The sequence below is a fragment of the Actinomadura sp. 6N118 genome (assembly GCF_044326415.1).
Lineage (GTDB): Bacteria > Actinomycetota > Actinomycetes > Streptosporangiales > Streptosporangiaceae > Spirillospora.
This window is the reverse complement of record NZ_JBIRAZ010000003.1, coordinates 286,877-312,766: the sequence shown is the minus strand read 5'-3', so window position 1 is coordinate 312,766 and position 25,890 is coordinate 286,877. Positions and strand designations below refer to the sequence as shown.

The 25,890-nt window shown below is 69.2% G+C and carries 27 protein-coding genes; 12 read left to right on the top strand and 15 right to left on the bottom strand.

Annotated elements, in window-relative coordinates:
* Positions 1 to 106 precede the first annotated feature (106 nt).
* Both ACH34W_RS09280 and ACH34W_RS09275 read left to right on the top strand, forming a co-directional pair.
* Entirely contained in the window at positions 107 to 997 is an 891-nt protein-coding gene (locus ACH34W_RS09280; RefSeq protein WP_395960339.1) for a LysR family transcriptional regulator, read from the top strand.
* A 138-nt stretch (positions 998 to 1,135) separates the two neighbouring features.
* A complete protein-coding gene (locus ACH34W_RS09275; protein ID WP_395960338.1) occupies positions 1,136 to 2,761 on the top strand; it encodes a long-chain-fatty-acid--CoA ligase in 1,626 nt (541 codons plus the stop codon).
* Between the two features lie 36 nt (positions 2,762 to 2,797).
* Here the strand turns inward: ACH34W_RS09275 and ACH34W_RS09270 are convergent, their stop codons facing one another.
* From ACH34W_RS09270 to ACH34W_RS09260, 3 genes are all read right to left on the bottom strand, one after another.
* Positions 2,798 to 3,685, bottom strand: a complete 888-nt coding sequence (locus ACH34W_RS09270; RefSeq protein WP_395960337.1) for a LysR family transcriptional regulator — start codon at positions 3,683 to 3,685, stop codon at positions 2,798 to 2,800.
* Between the two features lie 74 nt (positions 3,686 to 3,759).
* The gene (locus ACH34W_RS09265; protein ID WP_395960336.1) at positions 3,760 to 4,524 is read right to left on the bottom strand and encodes an SDR family NAD(P)-dependent oxidoreductase; all 765 of its coding nucleotides are present in this window, start codon (positions 4,522 to 4,524) and stop codon (positions 3,760 to 3,762) included.
* 14 nt (positions 4,525 to 4,538) lie between these two features.
* Positions 4,539 to 5,669 (bottom strand): thiolase family protein, encoded by a 1,131-nt coding sequence (locus ACH34W_RS09260; protein WP_395960335.1) that lies wholly within the window; start codon positions 5,667 to 5,669, stop codon positions 4,539 to 4,541.
* 181 nt (positions 5,670 to 5,850) lie between these two features.
* Between ACH34W_RS09260 and ACH34W_RS09255 the strand changes: the two genes are divergently transcribed.
* Positions 5,851 to 6,888 carry a helix-turn-helix domain-containing protein gene (locus ACH34W_RS09255; protein ID WP_395960334.1) on the top strand — a complete coding sequence of 346 codons (1,038 nt, stop codon included), beginning with the start codon at positions 5,851 to 5,853 and terminating at the stop codon, positions 6,886 to 6,888.
* A 12-nt stretch (positions 6,889 to 6,900) separates the two neighbouring features.
* On the opposite strand, the gene ACH34W_RS09250 is transcribed toward ACH34W_RS09255, so the two are convergent.
* The 3 genes from ACH34W_RS09250 to ACH34W_RS09240 all read right to left on the bottom strand — a co-directional run bounded on the left by ACH34W_RS09250 (position 6,901) and on the right by ACH34W_RS09240 (position 9,407).
* Positions 6,901 to 7,362: a hypothetical protein gene (locus ACH34W_RS09250; protein WP_395960333.1), complete on the bottom strand. Its 462-nt coding sequence runs from the start codon at positions 7,360 to 7,362 to the stop codon at positions 6,901 to 6,903.
* A gap of 126 nt (positions 7,363 to 7,488) precedes the next feature.
* Positions 7,489 to 8,904: an MFS transporter gene (locus tag ACH34W_RS09245; protein ID WP_395960332.1), complete on the bottom strand. Its 1,416-nt coding sequence runs from the start codon at positions 8,902 to 8,904 to the stop codon at positions 7,489 to 7,491.
* An 11-nt stretch (positions 8,905 to 8,915) separates the two neighbouring features.
* On the bottom strand, positions 8,916 to 9,407 hold the full coding sequence (locus tag ACH34W_RS09240; protein WP_395960331.1) for a nuclear transport factor 2 family protein: 492 nt from the start codon (positions 9,405 to 9,407) through the stop codon (positions 8,916 to 8,918).
* A gap of 289 nt (positions 9,408 to 9,696) precedes the next feature.
* On the opposite strand from ACH34W_RS09240, the gene ACH34W_RS09235 reads away from it, so the two are divergent.
* Positions 9,697 to 10,335, top strand: a complete 639-nt coding sequence (locus tag ACH34W_RS09235; RefSeq protein ID WP_395960330.1) for a cutinase family protein — start codon at positions 9,697 to 9,699, stop codon at positions 10,333 to 10,335.
* 51 nt (positions 10,336 to 10,386) lie between these two features.
* Here the strand turns inward: ACH34W_RS09235 and ACH34W_RS09230 are convergent, their stop codons facing one another.
* From ACH34W_RS09230 to ACH34W_RS09220, 3 genes are all read right to left on the bottom strand, one after another.
* Positions 10,387 to 11,127, bottom strand: a complete 741-nt coding sequence (locus ACH34W_RS09230) for a BTAD domain-containing putative transcriptional regulator (protein WP_395960329.1) — start codon at positions 11,125 to 11,127, stop codon at positions 10,387 to 10,389.
* A 202-nt stretch (positions 11,128 to 11,329) separates the two neighbouring features.
* A complete protein-coding gene (locus tag ACH34W_RS09225; protein ID WP_395960328.1) occupies positions 11,330 to 12,892 on the bottom strand; it encodes an alpha/beta hydrolase in 1,563 nt (520 codons plus the stop codon).
* 175 nt (positions 12,893 to 13,067) lie between these two features.
* On the bottom strand, positions 13,068 to 13,460 hold the full coding sequence (locus tag ACH34W_RS09220) for a hypothetical protein (RefSeq protein ID WP_395960327.1): 393 nt from the start codon (positions 13,458 to 13,460) through the stop codon (positions 13,068 to 13,070).
* 268 nt (positions 13,461 to 13,728) lie between these two features.
* Between ACH34W_RS09220 and ACH34W_RS09215 the strand changes: the two genes are divergently transcribed.
* A complete protein-coding gene (locus tag ACH34W_RS09215; RefSeq protein ID WP_395960326.1) occupies positions 13,729 to 14,043 on the top strand; it encodes a peptidase inhibitor family I36 protein in 315 nt (104 codons plus the stop codon).
* 130 nt (positions 14,044 to 14,173) lie between these two features.
* Here the strand turns inward: ACH34W_RS09215 and ACH34W_RS09210 are convergent, their stop codons facing one another.
* On the bottom strand, positions 14,174 to 15,403 hold the full coding sequence (locus tag ACH34W_RS09210) for an RNA polymerase sigma factor (RefSeq protein WP_395960325.1): 1,230 nt from the start codon (positions 15,401 to 15,403) through the stop codon (positions 14,174 to 14,176).
* Complete coding sequence (locus tag ACH34W_RS09205) at positions 15,400 to 15,735, bottom strand: YciI family protein (protein WP_395960324.1); 336 nt, start codon at positions 15,733 to 15,735, stop codon at positions 15,400 to 15,402. Before ACH34W_RS09205 ends, ACH34W_RS09210 begins: the two co-directional genes overlap by 4 nt.
* A 224-nt stretch (positions 15,736 to 15,959) precedes the next feature.
* Here ACH34W_RS09205 and ACH34W_RS09200 point away from each other — a divergent pair, with 224 nt between their 5' ends.
* The 3 genes from ACH34W_RS09200 (at position 15,960) to ACH34W_RS09190 (ending at position 18,687) form a co-directional block, all read left to right on the top strand.
* Positions 15,960 to 16,907 (top strand): ABC transporter ATP-binding protein, encoded by a 948-nt coding sequence (locus ACH34W_RS09200; protein ID WP_395960323.1) that lies wholly within the window; start codon positions 15,960 to 15,962, stop codon positions 16,905 to 16,907.
* Positions 16,904 to 17,725, top strand: coding sequence for an ABC transporter permease subunit (locus tag ACH34W_RS09195; RefSeq protein WP_395960322.1), 822 nt, complete (start codon positions 16,904 to 16,906; stop codon positions 17,723 to 17,725). The genes ACH34W_RS09200 and ACH34W_RS09195 overlap by 4 nt, the downstream gene beginning before the upstream one ends.
* 116 nt (positions 17,726 to 17,841) lie before the next feature.
* Positions 17,842 to 18,687, top strand: coding sequence for a hypothetical protein (locus tag ACH34W_RS09190; RefSeq protein ID WP_395960321.1), 846 nt, complete (start codon positions 17,842 to 17,844; stop codon positions 18,685 to 18,687).
* A gap of 8 nt (positions 18,688 to 18,695) precedes the next feature.
* Here the strand turns inward: ACH34W_RS09190 and ACH34W_RS09185 are convergent, their stop codons facing one another.
* Both ACH34W_RS09185 and ACH34W_RS09180 read right to left on the bottom strand, forming a co-directional pair.
* Positions 18,696 to 19,520, bottom strand: coding sequence for a class I SAM-dependent methyltransferase (locus ACH34W_RS09185; protein ID WP_395960320.1), 825 nt, complete (start codon positions 19,518 to 19,520; stop codon positions 18,696 to 18,698).
* A gap of 53 nt (positions 19,521 to 19,573) precedes the next feature.
* The gene (locus ACH34W_RS09180) at positions 19,574 to 19,756 is read right to left on the bottom strand and encodes a hypothetical protein (protein WP_395960319.1); all 183 of its coding nucleotides are present in this window, start codon (positions 19,754 to 19,756) and stop codon (positions 19,574 to 19,576) included.
* Between ACH34W_RS09180 and ACH34W_RS09175 the strand changes: the two genes are divergently transcribed.
* The 4 genes from ACH34W_RS09175 (at position 19,748) to ACH34W_RS09160 (ending at position 22,441) form a co-directional block, all read left to right on the top strand.
* Positions 19,748 to 19,981: a class II fructose-bisphosphate aldolase gene (locus ACH34W_RS09175; RefSeq protein ID WP_395960623.1), complete on the top strand. Its 234-nt coding sequence runs from the start codon at positions 19,748 to 19,750 to the stop codon at positions 19,979 to 19,981. The two genes, ACH34W_RS09180 and ACH34W_RS09175, sit on opposite strands and share 9 nt — an antisense overlap.
* Before the next feature lie 136 nt (positions 19,982 to 20,117).
* The gene (locus tag ACH34W_RS09170; protein ID WP_395960318.1) at positions 20,118 to 20,690 is read left to right on the top strand and encodes a hypothetical protein; all 573 of its coding nucleotides are present in this window, start codon (positions 20,118 to 20,120) and stop codon (positions 20,688 to 20,690) included.
* Complete coding sequence (locus ACH34W_RS09165) at positions 20,687 to 21,244, top strand: hypothetical protein (RefSeq protein ID WP_395960317.1); 558 nt, start codon at positions 20,687 to 20,689, stop codon at positions 21,242 to 21,244. The genes ACH34W_RS09170 and ACH34W_RS09165 overlap by 4 nt, the downstream gene beginning before the upstream one ends.
* 132 nt (positions 21,245 to 21,376) lie before the next feature.
* Entirely contained in the window at positions 21,377 to 22,441 is a 1,065-nt protein-coding gene (locus ACH34W_RS09160) for a class I SAM-dependent methyltransferase (protein WP_395960316.1), read from the top strand.
* On the opposite strand, the gene ACH34W_RS09155 is transcribed toward ACH34W_RS09160, so the two are convergent.
* Positions 22,409 to 25,405 carry an AfsR/SARP family transcriptional regulator gene (locus ACH34W_RS09155; RefSeq protein WP_395960315.1) on the bottom strand — a complete coding sequence of 999 codons (2,997 nt, stop codon included), beginning with the start codon at positions 25,403 to 25,405 and terminating at the stop codon, positions 22,409 to 22,411. The genes ACH34W_RS09160 and ACH34W_RS09155 overlap by 33 nt on opposite strands.
* A gap of 239 nt (positions 25,406 to 25,644) precedes the next feature.
* Entirely contained in the window at positions 25,645 to 25,797 is a 153-nt protein-coding gene (locus tag ACH34W_RS09150; protein ID WP_395960314.1) for a hypothetical protein, read from the bottom strand.
* Between the last annotated feature and the right edge of the window lie 93 nt (positions 25,798 to 25,890).

Here is a 25,890-nt window from a genome sequence, read left to right as displayed (position 1 = left end):
CGGACCGGCACGCACAAAGACCAGGGTGTGTATGGATCTATTGGCCGTACCTATGAGCCGAGGTCAGCGGGATCAGGTCATTCTGGTGGCAGCGTATCGTTCGACCATGGATCTGCGGCTCGTCGCGTACTTCGTAGCGGTCATCGACCACGGCGGCATCACCAAGGCCGCGAAGGCGCTGTACATCGCCCAGCCCTCGCTGTCCCAGGCGATCCGCAGCCTGGAACGCCAGCTCGGCACCGAGCTGTTCGACCGGTCGGGCCGCGGGCTCACCCTGACCGCCGACGGCAGGTCGTTCGCCGGCCCGGCCCGGCAGATCCTCGCCGACGTCGAGAACGCCAAGGACAAGGTGCACGCCGTCCGGGACCTGATCACCGGACGGCTGGAGCTCGCGGTCCTGTCGACCCTGTCCGCCGATCCCTTGCCGGAGCTGGCCAGCAGGCTCCACGCGCGGCACCCGGGCGTCCTGGTGACCGTCCTCGATCCCGGCAGCTCGTCCAACGTCGTGAACCAGGTCCGCCAGGGGCGGGCCGAGCTGGGCCTGACGGACTTCCCGGTGAAGAGCGACATGTTGCAGACCCGCGAACTCTGGGAGCAGGAGATCGCTCTCGTCCTCCCGCCTGACCTGGCCGCAGCGCTCCCGGATCCGGTTCCGCTCGAAGCGGTCGCCGAGCTCCCCTTGGTGCTGGAGTCCTCGGCCACCGGCGGCCGGACCGCCATCGACGAGGCACTGGGCGAGGCCATCGACTACGTGGCCGTCGAGTGCGCACACAGGCAGGCGATCTGGGAACTGGTCATGCACGGCGCAGGAGCCACGTTCCTGCCCCGGCGGATCGCCGAGACCGAGCTCCGCAATGTGGTGGTGCGGTCCACATCTCCGCAGGTCAACCGTACGGTGCGGCTGGTTTTCCGGCCTGGTCCGTTGTCCCCGGCCGCCACGGCGTTCCTGGACGTCGCGGCGGAGATCCAGCGGCAGAGATCTTCAGGCGATCCATAGGCAACCCCTGGGCTTGGCGGGGACGCATAGGTTCGGCCTATCGGATGATGCGGCGTTCGATCTTTGCGCTGCACCCCGGCTGGATGATCGACTGCTGACCAGCGTGCCTCGGTCCGGACACGAACGGAGAACCCCGACATGAACTCTGCGCTGGCGGCGTCCGCGCGCATGACGATCAGCGACCAGCTCGCCCGGCACGCCCGCTCCGTCCCGGGCGCCGTGGCGCTGCGCATGGACGGCGCCGAACGCACCTACCGCCAGCTGGACGCCCGGGTCGACCGGCTCGCGAATGCCTTCCGGGCACGCGGTGTCGACGAGGGCGACCGCGTCATGGTGATGACGTTCAACAGGCTCGAAATGGTGGAGACCTTCTTCGCCTGCGCCAGGCTGGGTGCCATCTGCGTACCGATCAACTTCAGGCTGCACGCCCACGAGGTGGCGTACCAGCTGTCCGACAGCGGAGCCGTGCTCGCCGTCGTCGACGCTGCGCTGACCGAGACCTTCACGCTGGCATGGAAAGACGCCCCCACGGTGCGCCACTGCCTCGTGGTCGGGACGGGCGATGAGCCGATCGCGGACATGGAACGCATGGACCGCTACGAGGATGCGCTGCGCGAGGCACCCGAAAGCCTGCCCGAGGTGGCGGTCGACCTCTACGCCCCGGCGTTCATCATGTACACGTCCGGCACGACGGGACGGCCCAAGGGTGCGGTGCTCACGCACTACAACCTCCTCATCCAGACCATGAGCAGGTTCGCCCACTTCGCCCCGCCGGTCGACTGCCGGGTGTGGCTGATCAACACCCCGCTCTTCCACATCGGCGGCCTGGCTGCCCTGCTGTCCAGCATCATGGTCGGAGGCCGGACGGTGATCGCCAAGTCAGGCCGCTTCGACCCCGTCGAGACGGTCGACCTGCTGGAACGCGAGCGTGTCGGCTACTGCTTTCTCGTCCCGGCCCAATGGCAGGCGGTCTGCGACGTCCCGGACGTCAAGGACCGGGACTGGTCCGCCTTGCGGATCATCTCGTGGGGAGCCTCACCCGCGACGAAGGCCTTGCTGCACACGATGCTCGAGACGTTCCCGGGCGCCAAGCTGCTGAGCGTCTTCGGGCAGACGGAGTCCAGCGCGGTGGCGACCGTGCTCCTCGGCGAGGACGCCCTGCGCAAGATCGGATCGGTGGGGACCCCGCTGCTCAACGTCGAGGTCCGCATCGTGGACGAGCACATGAACGACGTTCCGCAGGGGGAGGTCGGTGAGATCGTCTATCGCGGACCGTCGATCATGACCGGCTACTGGAACAGGCCCGCCGAGACCGAGGCGGCCTTCGCCGGCGGCTGGTTCCACTCCGGTGACCTCGTCCGGCAGGACGAGGACGGCTACATCTACGTCGTCGACCGCTTGAAGGACATGATCATCTCCGGTGGCGAGAACATCTACTCCGCCGAGGTGGAGGAGGCCCTCGCCGCCCATCCCAAGGTGGCCGAGGTCGCCGTGGTGGGCATGCCGGACGAACGGTGGGGCGAGACGCCGCTGGCGATCGTGGTCCCGGCTCCCGCGTCCGGCTCGCCGACGCTCGAAGAGCTCGACCAGTGGTGCCGGTCCCGGCTGGCGGCGTACAAGGTGCCGCGCCACCTCGCCGTCGTCTCCGAGCTGCCGCGCAACGCGAGCGGGAAGGTGCGCAAGCACGAGCTGCGGGACCGTGCCCGCTCGCTGGCGCCGGAGCCGGAGGCGGAGCTGGCGTCGGAGCCACACCCGAGCGGCTGATGGACGTGCGGCGTCCTCACGGGCAGCCGTTCTCCCTCACGGGCAGCCGTTCGCCCGCGCCAGATCGACGAAGGCGCGGCCTGCAGGAGACAGCGCGGCGGAGTCGTAGACCAAGCCATAGGCCCGGCTGATCCGTGGTTCGAGGGACCGCACCACGGCCCCGCGGGCCGCGGCGGCCTCGGCCATCGACCGTTCGAGGAACGTTGCACCCACCCCGGCGAGGACGAAGGGCAGCCGGGCCTCGCGGTGCTCCACCACGACGGACGGGCGGATGGCACGGCCCGCAGCGGCGACCGCCTCCTCGATCTCGCCGACCGCCAGGGAACTGCCCTGAGGCACGGTCACGTGCGAGATGTCCGGCAGCTCGGCGAGCGGCAGCGGGTCATCCGGAGGCGCCGCCGATCCGGGCGGGAGGACGAGCCAGTACTCCTGCACGCCGAGCTCGCAGACGTCCAGGCCGGCATGGTCCGTCGCTGGCAGGTGGCAGACCACGATCTCGCAGTGCCCCTCCTTGATCAGGGAGGCCGCCATCGCCTCGTCGCGGAGGTCTCCGATCCTGATGGCGGCCTTCGGGAACTCCCTCCGGAAGGCGCCGACCAGGCGTGCCACCGGATCCGCCGACAACGCGGACATGGCGAAGATGTCCAGCCGCCCCCGCGGCCGCCCCGCCGCGTCGACGAGCGAGCCCTCCGCGGCGACGACGTCGCGCAGGATGCGGCGTGCGGGGCCGACAAGGCTGTGCCCGGCCGAGGTGAGCACCATGCCCCGGCCGATGCGGTGGAACAGCTGCACGCCGAGCTCGCGTTCGAGGCCCTGGACGGCCTGCGAGATGGTGGGCTGGGCGACGTCGAGCACGGCCGCCGCGGCGTTGATGCCGTTGTGGTCGACGACCGCGAGGAAGTACTTGATCTGGTGCAGGTCCACGGGGCCGACTGTATCCCCGGCGCCACGTTCGGCCGAGGTCCGGGCGGGCCGCCGGGGAGCCCGGTCGCGGGAGGTCAGCGCGGCGCCATGCGGATCGCGCCATCGAGACGGATGGTCTCGCCGTTGAGATAGCCGTTCTCCAGGATCTGGCATGCCAGCTGCCCGAACTCGTCCGCGTGGCCGAGCCGGGCAGGGTTGGGAACGCTGGCTTCCAGCGCCGTCCGCACGTCATCCCGCAGGCGGGCCAGAAGGGGAGTGTCCATCACCCCGGGCGCGATCGTGCATACCCGGATCGACCTGCTGGCCAGGTCCCGGGCCGCCGTCAAGGTCATCCCCACGATGCCCGCCTTCGCGGCGGTGTACGGGATCTGCCCGATCTGGCCCTCGTACGCGGCCACCGAGGCGGTCAGGACGATGGCGCCGCGTTCGCCGCCGACCTCCTCGTGGCGGGCCATGCGCGCCGCGCCGAGGCGCAGGGCGTTGAACGAGCCGATCAGATTGAGCTTGATCACCCATTCGAAGTCCTCGACGGAGCCGGGGACGCCGTCCTTGTCGAGCACCCGCAGCCTGCGGCCGGCACCCGCGCAGTGCACGAGCCCCCGCAGGTCCCCGAACGCGTCGGCCGCGTCGAGCGCCGCCGCGAACTCGTCGGCATCGGTGACGTCCGCCGCGGCGAACCGCGCCGCCTCACCAAGCGCCTTCGCCACGTCGGCACCGCCCGAGGTGGGCAGATCGATCAGGGTGACCTTGCCGCCTGCCTCGACCACCCGGCGTGCCGTCGCCAGCCCGAGGCCGGAGGCGCCGCCGCTGACGGCGACCGACAATCCTTCCAGACGCATGCGCGTGGATCCCTTCAGAGCAGTTCGAGGACGGTGGCGTTGGCCATACCGCCTGCTTCACACATGGTCTGGAGGCCGTACCGCAGACCCTGGTCCTTCATGTGGTGCACGAGCCGTGTCATCAGGACGGCACCGGAGCCGCCCAACGGGTGCCCCACGGCGATCGCCCCGCCCAGGGGATTGAGCCGTTCATCGGCGGCTCCGGTCTCCGCCTGCCAGGCCAGGGGCACCGGCGCGAAGGCCTCGTTCACCTCGAACGCGCCGATGTCGTCGATGCGCAGCCCGGACTTCTTCAGCACCTTGGCCGTGGCCTCGATCGGCGCGGTCAGCATGATGACCGGATCGTCACCGGCCAGCGCGACCGTGTGCACGCGGGCGATCGGCCGCAGCCCACGGGCCCGGGCGATGTCGCTGGACGTGATGAGGAGGGCTCCCGCTCCATCGGAGATCTGCGAGGCGTTGCCCGCGGTGATCACACCGTCGTCGCGGAACGGGGTCTTCAACCCGCCCAAGGTCTCCACCGAGGACCCGCGCCGAATGCCCTCGTCTGCCGTTAGCGCCCCCACCGGGGCGAGCTGCCCATCGAGCGCACCGGAGTCGACGGCCGCGGCGGCCCTGGCATGCGACCGGGCCGAGTACTCGTCGAGCTGCCGCCTGGAGAAGCCCCACCGCTCGGCGACCATCTCGGCCCCGATGCCCTGGTTGAAGCCGGACACGCCGTAGCGTTCCAGCACCTCGTCGGGGTACGGCTGGCCGTCCCGCCCGGCCGACCCCATGGGCACCCGGCTCATCGACTCGACACCACCGGCAATCACGAAGTCGTAGTGCCCGGCGATGACCCCCGCGGCCCCGAAGTGGACCGCCTGCTGGCTGGAGCCGCACCGCCGGTCGACCGACGTGCTGGGCACCGACTCAGGCCACCCCGCCGCCAGCACGGCGACCCGGCCGATGTTGCCCGACTGGTCGCCGACCTGGCTGACACACCCCCACACCACATCATCGATCTCGGCCGGCTCCACCCCGGCACGTTCGACGAGCGCCTTCAGAACGTGCGCCGAAAGGTTCGCGGGATGAACGTCCGCCAAAGCTCCGTTGCGTTTCCCGACGGGTGTACGAACCGCGCCGACGATGACCGCGTCCCTCACGATTCTCCTTAGACAGGCCTGCCAAAGCCATTCGAACCAATCACATGCCGACGCCCCAGCACCAAGTCGTGGTTGCGATCAGAGACATCGCCCAGACCTATGCGTCTCCTCGCCCCGGGCGGCGATGTCGTAGGCCGCTGGTATGTTTCGGTCCCGCGGATCGACCTGATGGGGGTTGCTCGTGGAGGTGAGCACGGACGGCGTACCGGCCGGGGAACGATTCGGTTACTGGCATGAGGTGAGTGCGCGAACGTGGGTGCCTTATGAGCTGCGCTGTCCGCCACCGCTGAAAAAGAACTTCAAGGCCCGGCTGAGTTTTCGCGAGCTCGGCTCGGTGCAGGTGACGCTGATGACGACCACGCCGTACGAGATTCACCGCACCGACAAGCTCATCCGGCAGTCTGATCCAGGGATGTGGAAGCTGGGCGTCGCCGTGCGTGGCGCAGGCACCGCAACGCAAGACGATCGGCATACCGAGTTCGCGGTCGGCGACCTGGTGCTCTACGACACGTCGCGACCGTACTCCGCCGCGCTTGCAACCGATATCGGGACGGGCCAGTTGCTGGTCCTGCAATTCGCGCGCTCCCAGCTGCCGCTACCGCACCAGGCCCTGCGGCGGCTGACCGCGGCGCGTATCCCGGGCAGCCACGGTATCGGAGCGCTGACCTCGCAGTTCCTGCTGCAACTGGCTCGGCACATCGACGAATACAGCGCCGCCGACGCGGGCAGGCTGTCCACCCTTGCGCTGGACGTGCTGGCCGCAGCGATAGCCCACGAGCTGGACACCGCCAGCTCGGTGCCGGCGCAGACACAGCATCGGGTGCTGCTGGCAAGGATCGACGCTTTCGTAGAGCAGAACCTCGGAGATCCGCGATTGACACCGAGTTCGATCGCGGCGGCGCACAATATTTCGCTGCGGTATCTGCACAAACTCTTCCACGAGCAAGACCGTACGGTCGCCGGCTGGATCCGCGAACGCCGACTGGAGCGATGCCGCCACGACTTGGCCGACCCGCTGCTCGCAACCCGCCCCATCGGAGCCGTCGCGGCGCGGTGGGGCTTCACCAATCCCGCACACTTCAGCCAGTCTTTTCGCAGCGCCTACAACCTTTCTCCACGGCAGTTCAGGGAACTCCATGCGAGCAGCCTCGCCCCTTCAGGGCCGGAAGGAACCGCATCCCTCACCTCCGCGGCGCGCAGCGCCGCGCCAGCTGAATAGGAGACGGTCGCATCACGGACGAGCTGTGCTGGCAAGGGCCTCTTCGTACTGCCGACGTGAGAAGACGAATGGCCCAAGAGTCGCTGACAGGTCCCAGTCCCTGTGGTTGTTGCGAAAGCCCGACCACCGGCCCTGCGTGCCTGTGACCTCGATCCTGGCCAGCAGCGCCCAGCACTCCGCAATGCCGCACGTGCATCCGAGCAGCATGGTCTCGTCGTCTTCCTGGTTGTAGGCGACCTCCACGGGTTCGCCCAGATAGTGCCGGGTTGGCCAGCCGGTGAAGCGCCCCAGGAAATCGCTGTACTCGCCTGCGAGCAGGGGAGCCGGTTCGGGCGCGAACTCCTCGGCCCGTTCGAGCTGCTCGTATCGCGCGTACGGAAGCTCCGCCTCGCGGACGAGGTCGAGCAGCAGGACGCCGTCGATGAGGACCTTGACCACCTCGTGGCCCGCCAGCCGAAACTCGATCTCCTGCACTCGGTCTCCTCGTCGACGTCCGCCGGTCACGCCGCATGCATGGCTTCGCCAAGCATGTGTACGGCATCGACGGACAAGCGTCCATCGCGTTTTGACGTGCTCTCTCGCGACCATGCCGGACGTGAGTCAGATTCGCAGCCTGTAGGGGAGGACAGCGATCACTAGGGCGCCGAACACTGCGACGGCGGCGCCCGCGAGGTAGGCGGCGTGGTAGCCGTCGAGCACGCCGGCCGGGCTTGCGGTGGTTCCGGCGGCCTGGGAGACCGTCACCAGAGCTGCGACGCCGAGGCTGCCGCCGAGCTGCTGCGCCGTGACGTTCAGTGCGCCCGCGACGCCGTGCCGTTCTTGAGCGACATCGGTGAGTGATGCCGTTGTGAGCGCGGCGAACGCCAGGCCCTGGCCCACGCTCATGACGACGATTCCGGGGAGGATGTGGGTCAGGTAGGCGCCCTCGACTGGAGTACGCGTCCAAAGGCCACCGACGCCCACGGCGATGAGCAGGAGCCCGCTGACGATCAGCGGACGCTGTCCGGCCCGTGTCAGGACGCGGCCGGCGACGTTGGCGGAGACCATGACGATGAGCCCCATCGGCACGATCGCCAGGCCGGACTCCAGCGGCGAGTACCCCAGCATCCCCTGCATGTAGAGAGGCGCGAAGAACAGGAGGCCGAGCACGGGCGTGAAGAAGGTCACCGCAGCCAGCGTCGCCGCCCGCAGCGGCGCGGACCGGAAGATCGTCCACGGCAGCAGCGGATCGGAGGCGCGCTGTTCCCAGAGGGCGAATCCGCCGAGCAGCACGATGGCGGCGGCGAGCGGAGCCCAGGTCCGTGTGTCATTCCACCCGTTAGTGGAGGCGTTTCCGACGCCGTAGACCGCCGACACCAGGCCGAGGGTGGCGAGGACGGCGCCCTGCAGATCCATGCTTTGTTTGAGCGATGTGCCGCGTGGAAGCACGCTGCGCACCATCAGCAGAACGCCGAGGGAGGTCGCCGTGAGCACGGCGAAGACCGACCGCCACCCGAAGGCGTCGGTCAGGACTCCGCCCAGCACGAGGCCGCCGCTGAAGCTCGAAGCTCCGACAGAGGTGTAAACGGCCAGGGCGCGGTTGCGGAGGGGGCCTTCGGGAAACAGCTGGGTCACCAAGGCGAGCGAAGCGGGTCCGGACAGGGCGGCTCCGAGGCCCTGCCCAGCCCGGGCGACGACGAGCAGTTCGGCGCTTGGAGCCACCGCGGCGGCGGCTGCGCAGGCGGTGAAGATCGCCATGCCGATGGCGAAGACGAACCGTCGGCCCAGCACGTCCGCGGCCCTGCCACCGAAGAGCAGGAACCCGGCGAAGGTGGCCGCGTACAGGGTGATCGTCCATTGCAGCAGGGAGTCGTCCATGGCGAACCGCTGTCCGATCACCGGCAGAGCGGAGTTCACGACGGCGACGCTGCCGGTGTCGATGGCGAGACCCGCCGCCAGGACGACCAGGGCCAGCCAAGTGCGCCGGGTGACGGCGTCGGGCGGCCCTTCCTGGCGGCGGGCAAGGTTCGTGGTCACGTGCACGCCTATCAGTGGTAGCGGCCGATGACATCACGGATGAGGCCGTCGCGGATCACGTAGGCGTACGAGAAGCTCTCGCTGCCGCCGTGCCCGGTCGAGAAGTCGTAGTCCACCACGTAACGTTCCGCCGTCCAGCGCTGCCCGGTGACCTTGTAGCGACCGCCGGCCCGCAGCACCTCCGGGACGAGGAAGTCATTCATGATCGCCTTACGCGACGGGTAGATGCGGCCGACGCTGTCGAACCTGGCGTTCTCAGCGAACGTGGCTGCGACACCCGCTTCGTCCCCGGCGTTGGCCGCCGTGACGAAGCGCTGCGCGACCCGTTCGGCACCTGCTGTGTCGGCCGGCCGGGTGCCCTTCTCCGACGTTGACGGACTCGCACCTGAGCTGGTGGGGGCGCGCGACGGGCCGGGGTCGCCGGTGGACGCCTCCGTGCCCGAGCAGCCGGACGCCACGGTCAGCGTCATCACCGCCAGGCCGATCCCTCGACGCAATCGCATGGCTGCACTCCTGTCGCATAGATCAAGGTGTTGGGGGAGAGGGTCGCCCCTCTTGATCAAGGAGAGCGCGTATCCGCCGGCTGAGTCCAAGACCTTCGGCCATGCAATGAACGCATAGCCCGTTCGGCGTTGGGATTGACGTGCGCCGATCCGGTTGTCAGCCGCCTGATAGGGCCCCGTGCCCGTCTTTGTCGCGCCCACGGATGGCGTGGCCGCCGGGCCTGACTACCTTGACGCTTCCCACGGCTGAACGTTCCGTCGGCCGTCCAGGGAAGTGAGGTATCCCCCCATGCCTGTCGCCCGTACCAAGCGTACGTTCGGCATCGTGCTGGCCGCGCTGGCCGCGCTGGCCGCGTCCGCCGGCCTTGTCTCGACTACCGGCCAGGCGTCCGCCCACGCCGCCGCGTGCACGGACATCGACTTCGTGGTCGCCCGCGGCACCTTCGAGCCGGGCACGCTCGGCGTCATCGTCGGCGACCCCGTCAACTCCGCGCTGAAGTCCACGCTCACCGGCAAGACCGTCAGCGCCTATCCCGTGAACTATCCCGCCAACCTCGACGCCGATTCGCCCACCAAGGGCAACACCGACATGGTCAACCACGTCACCAGCCAAGCCGCCGCCTGCCCAGGCCAGCGTTTCGTGCTGGCTGGCTACTCGCAGGGCGCCGCGGTCCTCAACCGCTCGATCGGCATCGGCACGGGCAGCGTCGCCACCATCCCCGCGTCGCTGCAGTCGAGGGTCGCGGCAGTCCTGTTCTTCGGCAATCCCTTGCGCGGGCAGGGGACGAGCGGTCCGTACGGCAGCAAAATCAAGGACTTCTGCCAGGACGGAGACCCCGTCTGCAACAACGGCAACAGTTTCCTGGCGCACCTGCTCTACTTCCGCAACGCCCAAGAAGCCGCCGACTACGTCAAGAGCAAAGTCTGACGACTGAGCTGGTCCGTCCGATTTACCAGGGCGGGCCAGCTCTGTACGCGTTCAGGGTGTCTGCGCGTGAAGCAGGGAGGCGTGGATACGACGCAGTTCTGCCGAGGGCTCGATGCCCAGCTCGTCGGCTAGGCGGCGGCGCAGCCGTTCATAACTGGCCAGCGCCTCGGCCGGTCTGCCGCAGCGGCCGAGCGCGACGAGCAGACGCGCCCACAACGATTCGCGGAACGGATGGTGTGAGGTGAGGCGCATCAGTTCCGCGATCAGCTCACGGTGACGTCCCTCAGCCAGGTCCAGGTCGATCCGCCGCTCGATCGCGCCGAGGTACGACTCGAGCAGGTATGCCGACTCCACAGTGCGCAGCCAGTCCGAATCGATGCTCTCGAACGGCGGGCCTCGCCACAGCGCGAGTGCCTCCGCGACCAGGAGCCGTTCCCCGGCTGCGTCCCGTGTGCGCGCCGCTTCGGCCAGCAGCCGGCGAAACCGCAGCACATCGACCCGGTCGGGCTCGACATCCAGCCGGTAGCCTTCGGGCATCGTGGAGACTGCGTGCGAGCCCAGCGCACGGCGGAGCCGGGTGACCAGGGTCTGAACGCTGCGCCTGCCATTGACCGGCAACTCCTCGCCCCACAAGGCCGACGCCAGCCTTTGCACCGGCACGGTGTCGCTCGCCGAGACGGCCAGCAGGGCCAGTAATGTCCGTACGCGGCCGCCGGCTAGGCGAACCGCCGCCCCGTCCTGGCGCACCTCCAGCGGGCCCAGCAGGGCAACGGTGATTCCTCGATTGTTCACGCGCTCACACTCAGCCACCGGTACGCCCTGTGGCGTCCATCCGGCGGCGACATGAGCAGTACACCGCTCGACGCAAACGCGGCCATTGGACCTGATGTGTGGGGAGTACCTCAGGCGTTCGCGGGTGCCATTTTCCAGTGTCAGGCCCGCCATGGCGACACCATGGCGGGCCTGCTTTACGTCAGCTCCGATATCGAGGAATTCACCGAAGCGGTTGGTTTGCGCACGTGAGGCCGTTGGCCGGAAGGGCGCCGGTGTGCAGATAGGCGCTGACATGGTCGTCGACGCAGGAGTTGCCGTAGCGGCTGTAGACGCCGTGAACGTTGGCTCCGCGAAGGGTGAGCAGACGGGAGCCGGTCATGAGCCGTCGCAGAGCCGCACCGTTCGAGTAGGTCGTGCGCGGGTCGCCGGTGGCGGCGACGATCAATGCGGGGACGTGGTTGGCGATGTCGGTCGGTCGTTCGCGCGGGGTGTGCGGCCAGAAGGCACACGGGGTGATGTTGTTGGCGAGCGGTCCGGTCACGGGGTGGCGGCTGCGGCTTTGCTGAACGTCGCGCCAGTAACGTTCGGGGTCCCGCAGGGCGGCGACGTCGCCGCACAGGATCGCGGCCTGGGCGCTGCCGGTGGACGACTTGGCCCCGGTCAGCATCGTGGCCAGGGAGTCGGCGAACTTCGGCGTCGGCTGGGCCGGCCGCCCGGTGGAGGCGGCGGCGTTGAGGACCTTCACGGTGTCGGCGAGGACCGTTCGAGCCGCGTCGCGGTCATCGACAAGACGCGTCCAGACGAGACCTGCGACATGGGAATCGTCGATCCGGTAGGGACGGTCGCTCTGTTGCGGATTGTGGATTTCCAGCGGCTGCTTGGCGGAGGCGCGGATGATGCGGCGTACGGTCCTCAGTACCCGTCCTGTGGTGTGGCCCAGATTGAACGTGTCGTGCCGTCGGGCCGCCCAGGCCGCCCAATCCCGCAGCGCGTGGTCATTGGCATCCTCGGTGCCTTTGAGCAGTTGGGGACTGTAGCGGCGCGGATCGATCGGGCCATCCAGGACCAGGCGGTCGGTGCGTCCGGGGAACATCTGGGCGTAGACCGCGCCGAGATAGGTGCCGTAGGAGTAGCCCAGGTAGGAGATTCTGCGTTCGCCTAGCGCGGCGCGGATGACGTCCATGTCGCGTGCAGTGTTGCGAGTGGTGACGAACGGCAGCACGTCGGCGTGCCGCTGCCGGCAGCGCTCGGCCAGGCTCCGCTGCAAGGCGACCACCCGGTCGAACGCCGCGCGGCTTTCCCCGGCCGAACGAATCCAGGTGCCCGTCGGCCATCCGCAGTCCAGCGGGGTGCTGGGTCCGACGAACCGCGGCGCCATCCCGATCAGGTCGTACCTTCCGCCCGCGTCCTTCATCGCCTCGCGGAACTGCGGCGGGCGGTCCAGCGTCTGGCCGCCCGGCCCGCCGTTGTTGAGCACCATCGCGCCGATCCGGCGGGCTGTGTCGCTGGCCTTGAGCCGGGAGATCGCCACGGTGATCGTACGGCCGTCCGAGTCGGAGTAGTCCAGCGGCACGGTCACGTTGGCGCATTCAAGTGCCCCGCCTGCCGAGTCGCCTGTTCCCGGGTGACATTGCGTCCAGTGGATCTGTTGCCGGTGGTAACGGTCGAGATCTGTGCCAGGACTGTGTCCTGCGGTCTCGGTGGCGTTTGCGGGCGACGGTGCCACGACCAGTCCCGCCATGGCGGTCAGACCTGCGGCCATCGCCTTTTGGAAAAGGGGCATGAATACTCCTGCCTGATGCGCGATCAACGTCTGGACTCCCGTGCCGAATGCGACCCATGGATGCCATATCGATCACGCTAGGCAGATACTGCGCCCGCCCCACTCCAGGACGCCCCCGAATCTCGAGTGGGGGTGGCACCAGCCACCCCCACTCTCCTTCGCCGCTGGAGCCGTATCAGACGCCGATGCCACACGGGCGAGAGAAGCCTGCCCGGACCAGCACCTGCCGCGGTTGGCGGAACCCGTCCGGGACGAGCCCACGTCCAGCACACAGGACCGTGGTCGCGCCCGTGCGGTTGACAAGGGCGACCTGGCAGTCCGCCGGCGGACGGTTGTCGAACGCGCTGATCATGGTCAACCCCGGCGGATACACGGCCACCGATGAGCAGCCCGCGTAGCTGACCGAGCTGGTCGGCCCAGTGAAGTTCGGGTTCTGGTAGAAGACCACCCGGCCGGCCTGTGCGGTGCCGGACGTCGCGCCCACGGCCGTTCCCGTGAACGCCACCCCTCCGGCGACCGCCAAACCGGTGAGGGACAGCCCGGTGAGCAATTTCCCGACTCCGTGCATTGGCATTCCTTCCCTTTGGCCCCGTTTCGGGGTCGGAGACGAGCGAAAGTCCAGCAGCCGGCAGCTTCAGATCGCTTTCAAATCGGCTTCATGAGAGAGGCGAGTTCGCCCGTATCTCGAAATCAAGGCGCTTCCCCGGGCCAGGCGGGTCCTGGCCGACGCCTAGCACCACAGCACCGTTCGACTGGACACAACCGAAAGGGACACTCTCCTGATCAAGTTTTTCAAGACCCTGGCCATCGGCCTGCCTCTCGTCGCGGCGACACTGGTGGCGGCCCCGGGCACCGCCAGCGCCGCCCCGAACGAGTGCCCCAGAGACAATTTCTGCGCCTGGATCAACGACGAATTCTCGGGCGCCATGAGGGCCTGGACCGGGAACTCCTCGAACTGGGGAACGATGGGCGACAACGCCGAGTCCATGTACAACCGCCGCGCGAGCAGCTCCACCCGTGTCGACAACGTCAGGACCTACCTCGATGTCAACTACGGGCGCTTCGGCGTCTGCGTCAACCCCGGAGAGACCTTCGACCTCGGGATGAACGACAACGACTACAGCTCGCACGAGTGGGTCCACACCTGCTGATAGACCGTCCAACTCACCGGAGCGGGCGGCCCCCTCGGCCCGCGTAGGTCCTCAGGACAGCCGCCTGCTCGTGCCTCCCTCCGGAACACGAGCAGGCGGTCATGCCGGTAGGCCAATTGACACGGGCCTTTCAGCCTCGATCGGCTCGGTCGAGGAGCGCGCGGCGTTCGGGTTCGCTGTGGGCCAGGGCGGCGGCCTGCCGGAACAGGGCGGCAGCACGCTCATGGTCACCCTGGCGGGCGGTGAGATCGGCTTGCACAGCCAAGGCATGGGGATGGTCGTCGAGCGCACCGTTGGCGCGGGCCTGGTCGAGCAGCGACAGGCCCGCAGAGGGTCCGTGTGCGTAGCCGTGCGCCACGGCGCGATTCAGTTGGACGACCGGTGTCGGTTGCACCCGGGCCAGATCGTCATAGCGCTGCGCGATCGTTTGCCAGTCGGTGGCGTCGGCGGATGCGGCGGTGGCATGGCAGGCTGCGATGTGGGCCTGCAGCGCGTACGGGCCGTTCTGCTCGATCCTGGACAGCAGGTCAAGGGCCTCGGCGATCGCGGCGTGGTCCCAGCGGGACCGGTCCTGCCTGTCCAGGGAGAGCAGGTTGCCCTCGGCGTCCTGGCGTGCGTCGCGGCGGGAATGCTGGAACAAGAAAAGAGCCAGCACGCCAGACACCTCATCCTGTTCTGGCATGAGTTGCCTGAGCAGCCGTGCCAGGCGGATCGCCTCCTCGGCGAACGCGGGCCGTCCGTCGGCGTTGTAGCCGCGAGTGAACAGCAGATACAGCACGGCCAGGACGCCGGGGAGCCGCTCGGCAAGAGCCGGGCCACTGGGCACCCGGTACGGGATGCCCGCGTCAGCGATCTTCGACTTGGCCCGGGTCAGCCGGCGGGTCATCGTCGACTCGCTGACCAGGAAGACGCGGGCGATGTCGGCGGCCGGCACACCGCAGATCGTCCGCAGGGTCAGCGCCACGCGCGCCTCAAGGGTGAGTGCGGGATGACAGCACGTGAAGATGAGCCGCAGCCGGTCGTCCACGACCTCCTCCTGTACGGCCTGTGCCCCCGCGGGTCCCGGATCGGTGAGCGAGAGCACCGCCAGCTCGCGGAGTTTGCGGCGTTCCACCGACGCGCGCCGCAACACGTCGATCGCACGGTTGCGGGCCACCGTCATGAGCCAGCCGCCCGGGTTGGCGGGCACGCCCTGTTCCGGCCACCGCTGCAAGGCCAGTGTCAACGCCTCCTGAGCGCAGTCCTCAGCCAGCGTCCACTCGCCGGTGACGCGGATCAGCGCCGCGACGATGCGAGGGTGGGCGTCCGAGCATGCGGCTGCGACGGCCGAGGCCGCCGCAGCCGGTGGCCTGTCGGTCACCGCTCGAGTTCGGCGAACGGACGAAGCTCCAACCGTCCCTCCCGGGCCATGGGGTGAGCGCGAGCGACCTCGATCGCCTCATCCAGGTCGGCGCATTCGAGCAGGTCGAAGCCCACGATCACCTCATGGGTCTCAGCAAATGGACCGTCGCTGAGCAGCAACTCCCCCTTACGGACGCGGACAGTGGTGGCCGCGGACTCCGGAGCCAGCGGACTGCCCTGCAGACGCCGACCGCGCGCATCGTTCTCCGACACCCATACGTCGATGTCAGGCCGGTTCTCCTGATCCGGGTCAGGCTCGGGGTCAGTGCAGACGAACATCATGTACTTCATCTTTGCGCTCCTCGGTATGGCGTGATCGCACCCTAGTAACGAACGGCTGCCGCGCTTCCGGACACAACCGGTACTGGAAAACCCCACAAATTTCCTCCCCCGCGCGTCGCTCGCCTGTACTGCAGTTGGAGTACACAGGGTGTCTCTCGCTGGGCGACGCGCCTGCCGCCTTCCCACCGCGACGCTTCAACCAAGGAGCAACGAATGCGCTGCGGGAGGCGAACGTGATTGAGGTGGACAACCTCAGTAAGAGGTATGGGGACAAGCTCGCGGTGGACTCGCTGAGCTTCACCGTGAAGCCGGGAGTCGTCACGGGTTTCCTCGGCCCAAACGGGGCGGGGAAGTCGACCACGATGCGGATGATCATTGGGTTGGACCGGCCGTCGTCGGGGCACGTGCGGGTCAACGGCCGCCCGTACGCGCGGCACACCGCTCCGTTGCAGGAGGTCGGGGCGTTGCTGGAGGCCAAGGCGGTGCACCCGGGACGCTCGGCCTACAACCACCTGCTGGCGCTGGCGGCCAGTAACGGCATCGGCAAGCAGCGGGTGGACGAGGTCATCGACATGGTCGGCCTCGCGGAGGTGGCGCGTAAGCGGGCGGGCGGATTCTCGCTCGGAATGGGGCAGCGGCTGGGCATCGCCTCGGCGCTGCTGGGCGATCCCCAGACGGTGATGCTGGACGAACCGGTCAACGGCCTGGATCCCGAAGGGGTGCTGTGGATCCGCAACCTGCTGAAGAACCTGGCGGAGGACGGCCGCACCGTCTTCGTCTCCTCCCATCTGATGAGCGAGATGGCATTGATCGCCGAGGATCTCATCGTGATCGGCCGGGGGCGGCTGTTGTCGGCGGGGCCGATCTCCGACTTCATCGGGCGGGCGTCCAGCCGCAGTGTGCGGGTGCGTTCCCCGCACGCCGCTCATCTGCGTGGCTTGCTGATGGGGGACGGCGTCACGGTCACCGGCGGTGAGGCGGGTCTGCTGGAGGTCACCGGGCTGGAGGCGGCCGAGATCGGTGAACGCGCCGCCGGCGCCGGCCTGGTGCTGCACGAGCTGGCGGTGAGGGAGGCGTCGCTGGAGGAGGCGTTCATGGAGCTGACCCGCGACGCCGTCGAATACCAGGCGACCACGTCCGTCTCCGCGTCACTGGTCACCACCGAAAGGAGCGGTCGATGAGCACCGCACTCGCCCACGTTCGCCAAGCGGACGATCTGCGGGTCACCACACCGCGCGTCGTCCACATGGAGTGGATCAAATTCCGCTCGTTGCGCTCCACGATGTACACCCTCGCCGTCGCCGTGGTCCTGCTGGTCGGCTTCGGGGTACTGCTGACCAGCCTGCAGGGGACCGGGACCGGTCCCGACGAAGGCGGTGACCTGGCCGCGACCGACCCGACCTCGCTCAGCCTCAGCGGGACGATGCTGGCGGCCTTGGCCATCGCGGTGCTGGGGGTGCTGATGACCGCCGGCGAGTACGCGACCGGAACGATCCGCGCCACCTTCTCCGCGGTGCCGGCCCGGCTGCCGGTGCTGTGGGGCAAGGCGGTCGCCTTCGCCGCGGCGGCCTTCCTGCCCATGCTCGCCGCAACACTGGTGGCCTTCCTGGCCGGTCAGGCGATCCTGTCCGCCCGCGGCTTTCCCAGTGCCGCGCTGTCGGACCCGGGAGTGCTGCGGGCGGTCGCCGGCGCGGCGGTCTACCTGACCGGTGCCGGGCTGATAGGCCTGGCGGTGGGCGCCCTGCTGCGCAACACGGCAGCGTCGATCACGACCGTGGTGGGTGCGCTGTTCGTGGTGCCGGGCCTGATCCAGCTGCTGCCCGACAGCTGGAGCGGCAACATCTCTCCGTACCTGCCCTCCAACGCCGCAGGGTCGTTCATGGCGGTGCGGCCGTCCTCCGACTCCTTGTCGACCTGGCCCGGGCTTGCGGTGTTCGCCGCCTATATCGCCATCCTGCTGGCCGGTGCGGCCGTGGCCCTCAAGCGTCGCGATGCGTGAGGCCGACCCCCGCCGGATCGGAACCGAGGCCCGTCCTGCGACCATCACGGATGGCCCCAGTGCCTGGCGTCGGCGGGGATATCACGGGGCGAAATGGCAAATGAAAGGGGTTTCGCGTGTACGAGGTGCTGCCGTTCGAAGGGCTGGCTGAGGCGCGGCTGGGGGAGGAGCGGGCTGTGCTTCAGCGGCGGCTGGGTGAGCGTCGCGCGTTCCGCAAGGGGCACGCTCAGGTCGGGCTGGCCGACCAGTATGAGGAGCGCGGGCTGATTCTGCACCACGACGACCAGGAGCGGCTGTTCTATATCGAAGTCAGCGACGTTCCCCTCTATTACCGGGATGTGCAGTTGCTGGACCGGCCGTACGAGAGCGTCCGGGACGATCTGGCGGGGCTGGGCTGCCGGATCGTCGAAGACGACGAAGGGTGTGAGCTGCCCGACGACGGCTTCAACCTGTGGTGCGCGGACACAGAGGTCACCATGGTTGGCCTCTTCCCCAAGGACCGGCGCGGCAGCGTAGGTGACTTCGTGGAGGGCGAGTCACGCGTTGGAACGCTCAGCGCGCACCACATCACGCCAGGCGTGGGCACCGGACCGGTGCGGCTGGGCATGCGGCGGGATGAGCTCCGCAGCATGCTCGGCACATGCCTGGAAGCCGTTCCCGAGTACGGGGCGGCGGGTGAGGATTCCTACATTGAGCACGGGCTGACGCTGGAGTTCGCCGCCGACGATGTCCTGACGGGGATTGTCATCGCTTCCCTTGCCCGAACGGTCATCTGTGAGGGGGTTCAGATGCTCGGGCGGTCGTACTCCGAGGTCGTCGACGAGCTGGCGGCGGCGGGCGTGACCGTCGAGCGGGGCGAGCTGGTCGGACGCGCCCCAGGGTTCACGCTGCAGTGCCCCAGCGAGGCCTGGATCGTGTCAGCCATCCGGGTCGGCCCGATGCATCAAGACCGCCGCCCATGACCCCCACGTCACAGGTGGGCTGACGCTGATGCCCTGGGGCGTGCAACGCCGCGTACCGCCCAGGCTTTGGCGGTCAGCGGGACGGATCCGTCCGGGCTGCGGGGGAGACGTGCGTGGAGAAGGTCGCGCAATGCACCGCGCCGCTCTTCAGCCAGCGACATGACGTACGCGGGAGCCGGGCCCTGACCGCCTAGGAACGGGTTCCAGTAGTCGTCGAAGTCGGCGAACACGGTCGGTACCTCGATGGCCTGTACCGTCACCTCGTCCATTCCGGCGTCGGTCCATAGTCGGCCTAGCGGTTCTGGGCGGCACAGCGGGAAGCGGCGGCCCTCGTCCAACGCAGCTGCAGCAGGGGCGAGGGTGACCGCGGCGTCCCAGAAGTAGCGCAGCATGGCCATGCCCACGGCGTAGTCCCACACATAGGCGGCGGTCAGGCCGCCCGTTGCGGTGACTCGGGTGAGCTCTGCCGCGGCACGGCGAGGGTCAGGAACGAAGTTGAGCGCCAGGCCGCTGACGACCACGTCGAAATGCCGGTCGGGGAAGGGCAGCGACTGGGCGTCTGCGACGTGGAAGGTGGACCGCGTGTCGTTGATCCGGTGGCTGGCATGCGCCAGGAAGGCTGCGGAGGTGTCCACGCCGGTGATCTGAGCGGGCTCCGCCACGGCCAAGGCGGTCGATGCCAGCGCACCGGTACCGCATCCGACATCCAGCCATCGCTGGCCGGCTGGCACGTTCAGCCACTGCAGGAAACCGTCCGCGATGCAGCGGCTCCAGCGGCCGATGTACGCCTCGTAGGCATCGCCGACAGCCCACATTTCGTGCTCAGGTCCCATATGACGACCCTACGACGACCGCTGCAGCCCACCAGGTCCGATGAAGTCCGGGGCTAGGCGGCTTGTTGTTGAAGGCGCCACCACGGCAGCGTACGGCTGCGGTGCAGTTCCCATAGCAGCCAGCTGATCGAGATGATGCTCAGGACGATGTAGGCGTAGAGGCCGCCGATTCCGTCCCAGCAAGCGGCCTCATCGAACGACTCCACGCACAGGTGCCCGTCCCCTTGGTGCTGCACGGGTCCAGCGGAGTCACCGACGCCGACCTGACCCGGGCCGTGGACGCCGGAATGACCAAAATCAATATCGCCACACGGCTCAACGACACGTTCACCAAGGCCGTACGCGCACATCTCACCAACCATCCCGACACCGCAGACACGCGGAAATATCTGGACCCGGCGCGCGAGGCCGTCTCCGCAGAAGTGGCCCACCTGCTCACCGTCCTCAGAAGCGTCGGCTGACAGCGAGAACGCGGCCGGCCGTCGGTGGCCGGTGGCCTGGCAAGCCCGCCGCCAATGTCGTAGTTGCCTGGTGGGGCGGCATAATGCCGTTCTTGTGAAAATCAGAGCGTGGCCATGGGGGCGAATCGGCTCCGCGGTGGCGGCTGGGCTGGCCGGGCTGGTGCTCGGTGGCGGTGTCGCTTGGGGGATGGTCAACGATCAGACCGAGAAGGAAGCCCCGGCCCGGGCCGTTCCCCCGCTGTGCAATCTGCCGGATCGGGACTCGCTGAATCGCCTTCTGCCCGATGCGAGGATCAGCTATGCCACGCTCCCTGATCTTGGCCAGTCGGGGTGGAGCATCGTGTCGTGCCGGTTCGTGGCACCGGATCGCTCGGGTCCGGCGATCACCCTGCGGCTGCGGCGTTACGGTGAGCGGAGGGTGGACGAGGATAAGAGCAAGGGCACCAGGTACGTGACGTACTCGGGTGCGCGCGAGGCGAGGGCGGCCTTCGACAAAGAGCGGAGTGAGGGCTCCGCGTCGTGCGGAAACGGCTCTGCAGCGGGAGGGCAGGCGGTCCTCTGCTCGTGGAACTCCGGGGGACGCCTGGGCTACAGGGTGGTCGGGAACCGGGACGATCTCGTCCTATGGCTCTCCGGCGAAAATCTCCCGCCCGGCAGGGAACGCGAGATCGAACGCCTCTCCGGGGCGATCCTGGCGGCCGTCCGATGACCCGGCGGCACTCGCTCCGGGAGGTCGCACGTCAGCCCTATGGGCCCGCCCTGCTCGCGTTCATCTTCAGCCTCGTCATCGGCATGGTGGGTATCCTTGTCGCCACCTTCTTCGGCTTCCTGCCGTACGGCCGCCCTTTCAAGCTGGATAATCCCTGCGACGCTCTCACAAGCCTCGGCCCGGTCACCGATGGGCGGCCCACTCTCGGGCGCGGCGGGCGCGCGAAGGCCTCCTGCCGGACCACGTACACCTCCTCCGCCACCCGCTTCACCACTCTTGAGATCGACGTCGCGAAGAAACCCGGGGACGTCGCTCGCGGCGAGCACGACCGCTCCTGTGCCGCGCTGGCCGGTATGGGCGTCGTGGAAAACCCCGAGGGGCTGGGGGACGAAGCGTGCGCGGTGATCGTGGACGGGCGCCTGCGTTCCGCCGTCGTGCTCGTCCGGCGCGGGAACATCGCGGTCACGCTCACCTACTCCACCGAGACCAGGAAGGCCGGCGAGGTACGGCGCTTGGCGTTCCAGGCCGCCCAAGCCGTCGCGGCGTCCGCTTGACGTCCGTTCACCGGTTGCCGTTGTGCGGGTGGCTCTGACCCCTACGTCAAAGGCCATGTGAGCGCCGTGTGAGCCGGAGGTGAGGGGTCGCCTGGAGAGTGCGGGGTACCTGAAGAAACACGGGGAGGACCGATGACGGCAGAAAAGATCACCGAGCGGCTGCTGGCGGACGCGGTGACGGCGATGGAGACGCTCAGCATCGCCCTGGGCGTTCGCCTGGGGCTGTACCAGGTGCTGGCAGGCGGGGCCGCCGACGCTCGTGCCCTGGCCAAGGCCACCGGCGTTCACCCGCGTTATGCGCGGGAGTGGCTCGAACAGCAAGGCGCAAGCGGCCTGCTCACCGTGGCCACCGATGATGAGGACCCGTACGCGCGTGCTTTCGCGTTGCCCGAGGACGCCGCCGAGGCGCTGCTGGACGGCGACAGCCCGTTCTTCATCGGGACGCTTCCGGGCTTCGTGGCGTCCGTCGCCGAGGTGTTGCCGCAGGTGGCGGAGGCGTTCGGCTCCGGTGGCGGCGTTCCGTACGCCGCCTACGGTGAGGGCGCGCGGCACGGGATCGGCGGGCTCAACCGGCCCGCCTTCCGCACCGGGGTGGCGGACTGGATCGCGGCGATGCCGGACATCGCGGCCCGGCTGAACGGCGGCCCGGCCAGAGTGCTGGACCTGGGCTGCGGTAGCGGCTGGTCGTCCATCGCGCTGGCCGAGGCATTCCCTGCTGTCAGCGTGCACGGCATCGACCTGGACGAGCCGTCGATCGCGGAGGCGTCCGGGCACGCCGCCGAGCAGGGCCTGGACGAACGGGTGACGTTCGCGCTCGGGGACGCGGCCAAGCTCGGCGTAGGCGGAGGCTATGACCTGGTCTGCGTGTTCGAGGCGCTGCACGACATGGCCGACCCGGTGGCGGTGTTGCGGTCGGCACGGGAGCTGCTGGCCCCCGGCGGAGCCGTCCTGATCGGCGACGAGAAGGTGGCCGAGCACTTCACTGCCCCGGGCGACCTGCTGGAACGGATGAACTACGCGTTCAGCGTCCTGCACTGCCTGCCCGCCACGCGAGCCGAGGGCACGGCGGTGGAGGCAGGCACCGTACTGCGACCCGGCATCGTGCGGGCCTACGCTGACGAGGCGGGCTACACGGGTTGCACCGAGCTGTCCATCGACCACGACCTATGGCGCTTCTACCGGCTCGACCTCGCCTGATGTGGTCGTCCCCTGGAAGTACGGCGGTCCTCCGGCGGCCTCGTCGATCGCGGTGAGGGCGATCCCGGCGAGGTCGTCGAGTGATCGCCTGGCCCCTCGTTCCCCGGCCCGGCGGACGGCGTCGGCACCGAGCCGTTCGCGGGCCAGGGCGAGTGCCTTGATCAGCTGGGCGGCCTCGGGGGCGTCGCCAGGGAAGCGCACGGGGGCGGTGGCCAGCGCGCCGTCCAGCTCGCACGCCGCCTCGTCCAGCCCCGTCCAGACCAGCAATGGGATCAGGTTGCGCAGGGTGACCCACTGCTGGGTCTGGTTGCCGACCCGCCGCCAGTGCTCGATCGCGTTCCGGTATGCGGGCAGGGCGGTGGCGGGATCGGGGTCCACTCTCCCCCGGAGAGTCACCACGGAAACGGTGGCGACGCCATCGATGAACAGCGCGCCCAGAGCGGTTGCCGATCGGCGCGACTCCTCCAGCAACTCCAGCGCACGGGCCGGATCGCTGTGCAGACGCGCTTCCCCGGCGTAGTACAGGGCCAGCGCCCGCAGCACCGGCTCGCCGCTCTTGTCGGCCAGTGCACGGCACTCGTCCACGGTCCGCAGGGCGGTCACCAGATCACCCTGGTAGGCCAGGGCTATCGCCTTGCTGCCCAGGGCGTCGCAGATCACGCCGAGGTCGGCGGCGTCGCCTGGGTCGGCAAGCCGCACGGCTTGGTCGTAGTGGTCGATGCTCTCGGTGAACCGCCCCTCCAGCAGCGCGATATCGCCGAGAACCGCCAGCGCGCCCGCCGAGGCCGAGGAGCCGGGCGACGCGGCGGCCAGGGCGCGCTGGGCCAGTTCGGTGGCACGGGCGAAGTCGCCGCGCGCCCAGGCGCCGGAGGCCGCCGACGCCAGTGCGGCGGGCCGCAGCGGATGGCCCGCGGCGCCGGGCAACTCCGCCGCCGTCGCGGCCCATTCCTGGAATTCGAAGCGCATGTGGAACAGCGCGTATGGCGCGAGCGCCGCCGCCAACCCGACTGCCAGGTCCGCGTCGTGCGCGCAGGACCAGCGGAGCGCGGCGCGCAGCTCGTCGACCGGCAGGGGCCCGTACGGGTGTCGCCGGGCGACGGCGGTCTGATGCCTGGCATGTGCGGCTGGGAGGCTCACGTCCTCGCCGTGGCGGGCCAGCAGCTCGGCGCTGTACGCGCGGACGGTGTCCAGCAGCCGGTACCGGTCCCCATCCGGACCCGCCACCATCGACTTGTCGGCCAGCCCGGCGAGCGCCGCGGCGATCCGGTCGGCCGGCAGCAGGCCGTCGGTGCACACCGTCTCGGCGTCGGCCAGCCCGAACCGGCCGCTGAAGACCGCCAGCCTCCGCAGCAGCACCTGTTCGGGCGGTTCCAGCAGGGCGAACGACCAGTCGAGGACCGCCCGCAGGCTGCGGTGCCGGGGTTCGCTGGTCCGCCAGCCACCGCTGAGCACGTCCAGCGCGGGACGGTCGGTGACCGTGGCGAGGCCGAGCCCGCGGGCCCGGGCCGCGGCCAGCTCGATCGCCAGCGGCAGCCCGTCCAGCCGCCTGCACAGCTCGGTGGCAAGCGGCACGTCGCCGGGTGCCAGATCTGGCCCGCCGCACGCGCGTAGCCGTTCGGCGAACAACGCCACCGCTTGGGCCGGCTCGCGCAGCGGAGGCACGGTCACGACCTGTTCCCCCGGCACGGCCAGTAGCTCACGGCTGGTCGCAAGGACCGACACCTTCGGGCAGTGCTGGGCGATCCGCTCGACCAACGCCGCCACGGCCGGCAGCACGTGTTCGCAGTTGTCTGCCACCAGCAGGGTGCGAGAGGAGCGCAGAGCCTCGACCAGTGCCTGCTCGACCCCGCCGCTGATGGGCTCGGGCAGTCCCAGCGCGTCGGCGAAGACATGCGGCACGTCCGCCGGGTCGCGCACGGCGGCCAGATCGATCCAGCTCGCCGCCCGCGATGCAGCGACTTCGCGGGCCAGACGGGTCTTTCCCACTCCGCCGGGGCCGACCAGCGTGACGATGCGGACGCTGTCCAGCAGATCGGTGAGGCGAGCCAGCTCGGCCGCCCGGCCCACCAGCGCGGTCAGCGGCCGGCCCGGCAGCGCGGTCAGCGGTCGGCCCGGCAGCGCGGTCAGCGGCCGGCCCGGCACCGGTTCACTTCGTGGTGTACCAGTTCGCGGTGCTTCGTCGGGTGGTGCTTCATCCCGCAGCGGCCCGTTCTGCGGTGCCTGTACGGGCAGCTGGTGGCACAGGATCTGAGTATGCAGCCGGTCAAGCTCAGGGGAAGGCTCCAAACCCAGCTCCTCACGGAACCTGGTGCTCAGCGAGCGATAGACCTCCAGCGCCTCAGCCTGCCGTCCGGCCAGGTAGAGGGCCTGCATCAAGAGTCCGTGCGGCCTCTCGCGCAGCGGATGCGCGGCCGTGAGCTCGCCTAGCTCTCCCAGTGCCTGGCCGCGCCGGCCCAGCATGAGCCACGCCTCGCACCGGCTCTCCTGGGCGGCCAGCCGTAGCTCGCTCAGCCGTACGGAAGCGCCTTGCGCGAAACCGTCGGCGAACTCGGCGTACGCCGCTCCACGCCACCGTCCAAGGGCCGTCTCGAGCTTCTCCGCCGCGGCACCGGGATCCTCGGCCAGCAGCGCACCGGCCTCGCGTACCTCCCGCTCGAACCGGGTGGCGTCGACCGAGCCGGGGTCCACGGCCAGCAGGTATCCGGGCGACCTGGTCACCAACACGTCGCCGCCGATCCTTTGGCGCAGCCGCGAGACGTTGGTGTGCAGCGCGTGCCGGGCCCGTTCCGGTGAGTCGCCGTCCCAGAGCGCGATCGCGAGCTCCCCGACGCCGACGACGTGTCCGGCCGAGAGCAGCAACCGGGTCAGGAGCGCGCGCTGCAACCTGCTGGGCATCACCAGCCGCTCGCCGCCGCGCCGTACCTCCAGCGCGCCGAGCACACAGAACTCCAACGTGCCGCTCACGATGTGTCCAGCAACCTGACGGCGGCTGGCGCGACACCGCCGGTGAAAGGGACCACGGGCAACGTCATCCGCCACCATCCAGGAGTCGGTGGGCACGTGCCCGCCTTCGCTCGAATTGTGGCATGTGCCGATCGGTCCGGCGGGTCCGTGATGCCGTGCCTCTCTCCTGAGCAGGGGTATCTGAGGCGCGCTGTCCGCCTCCGGTCAGGAAGCCGACGAGGCGATCGAGTGCCGCCGGGTCACAGGGGCCGTTTTTCCAGCTCGATCTCGTCCCGAATCGGGATGCCGTAGGACCCGGTCAGGGGGATCTCGGGCTTCAGCCGCGTCCGTGCGTCGCTGACGGCGCCGGGGTGATGCCGAGAGCCGGGGCGGCGCGATGCCACCCCGGCCATGAATCCGACGGTGCCGATCAGGCACGGATGAGACGGTGCCGATCAGGCACGGATGAGACGGTGCCGATCAGGCACGGATCAGACGGTGCGGCT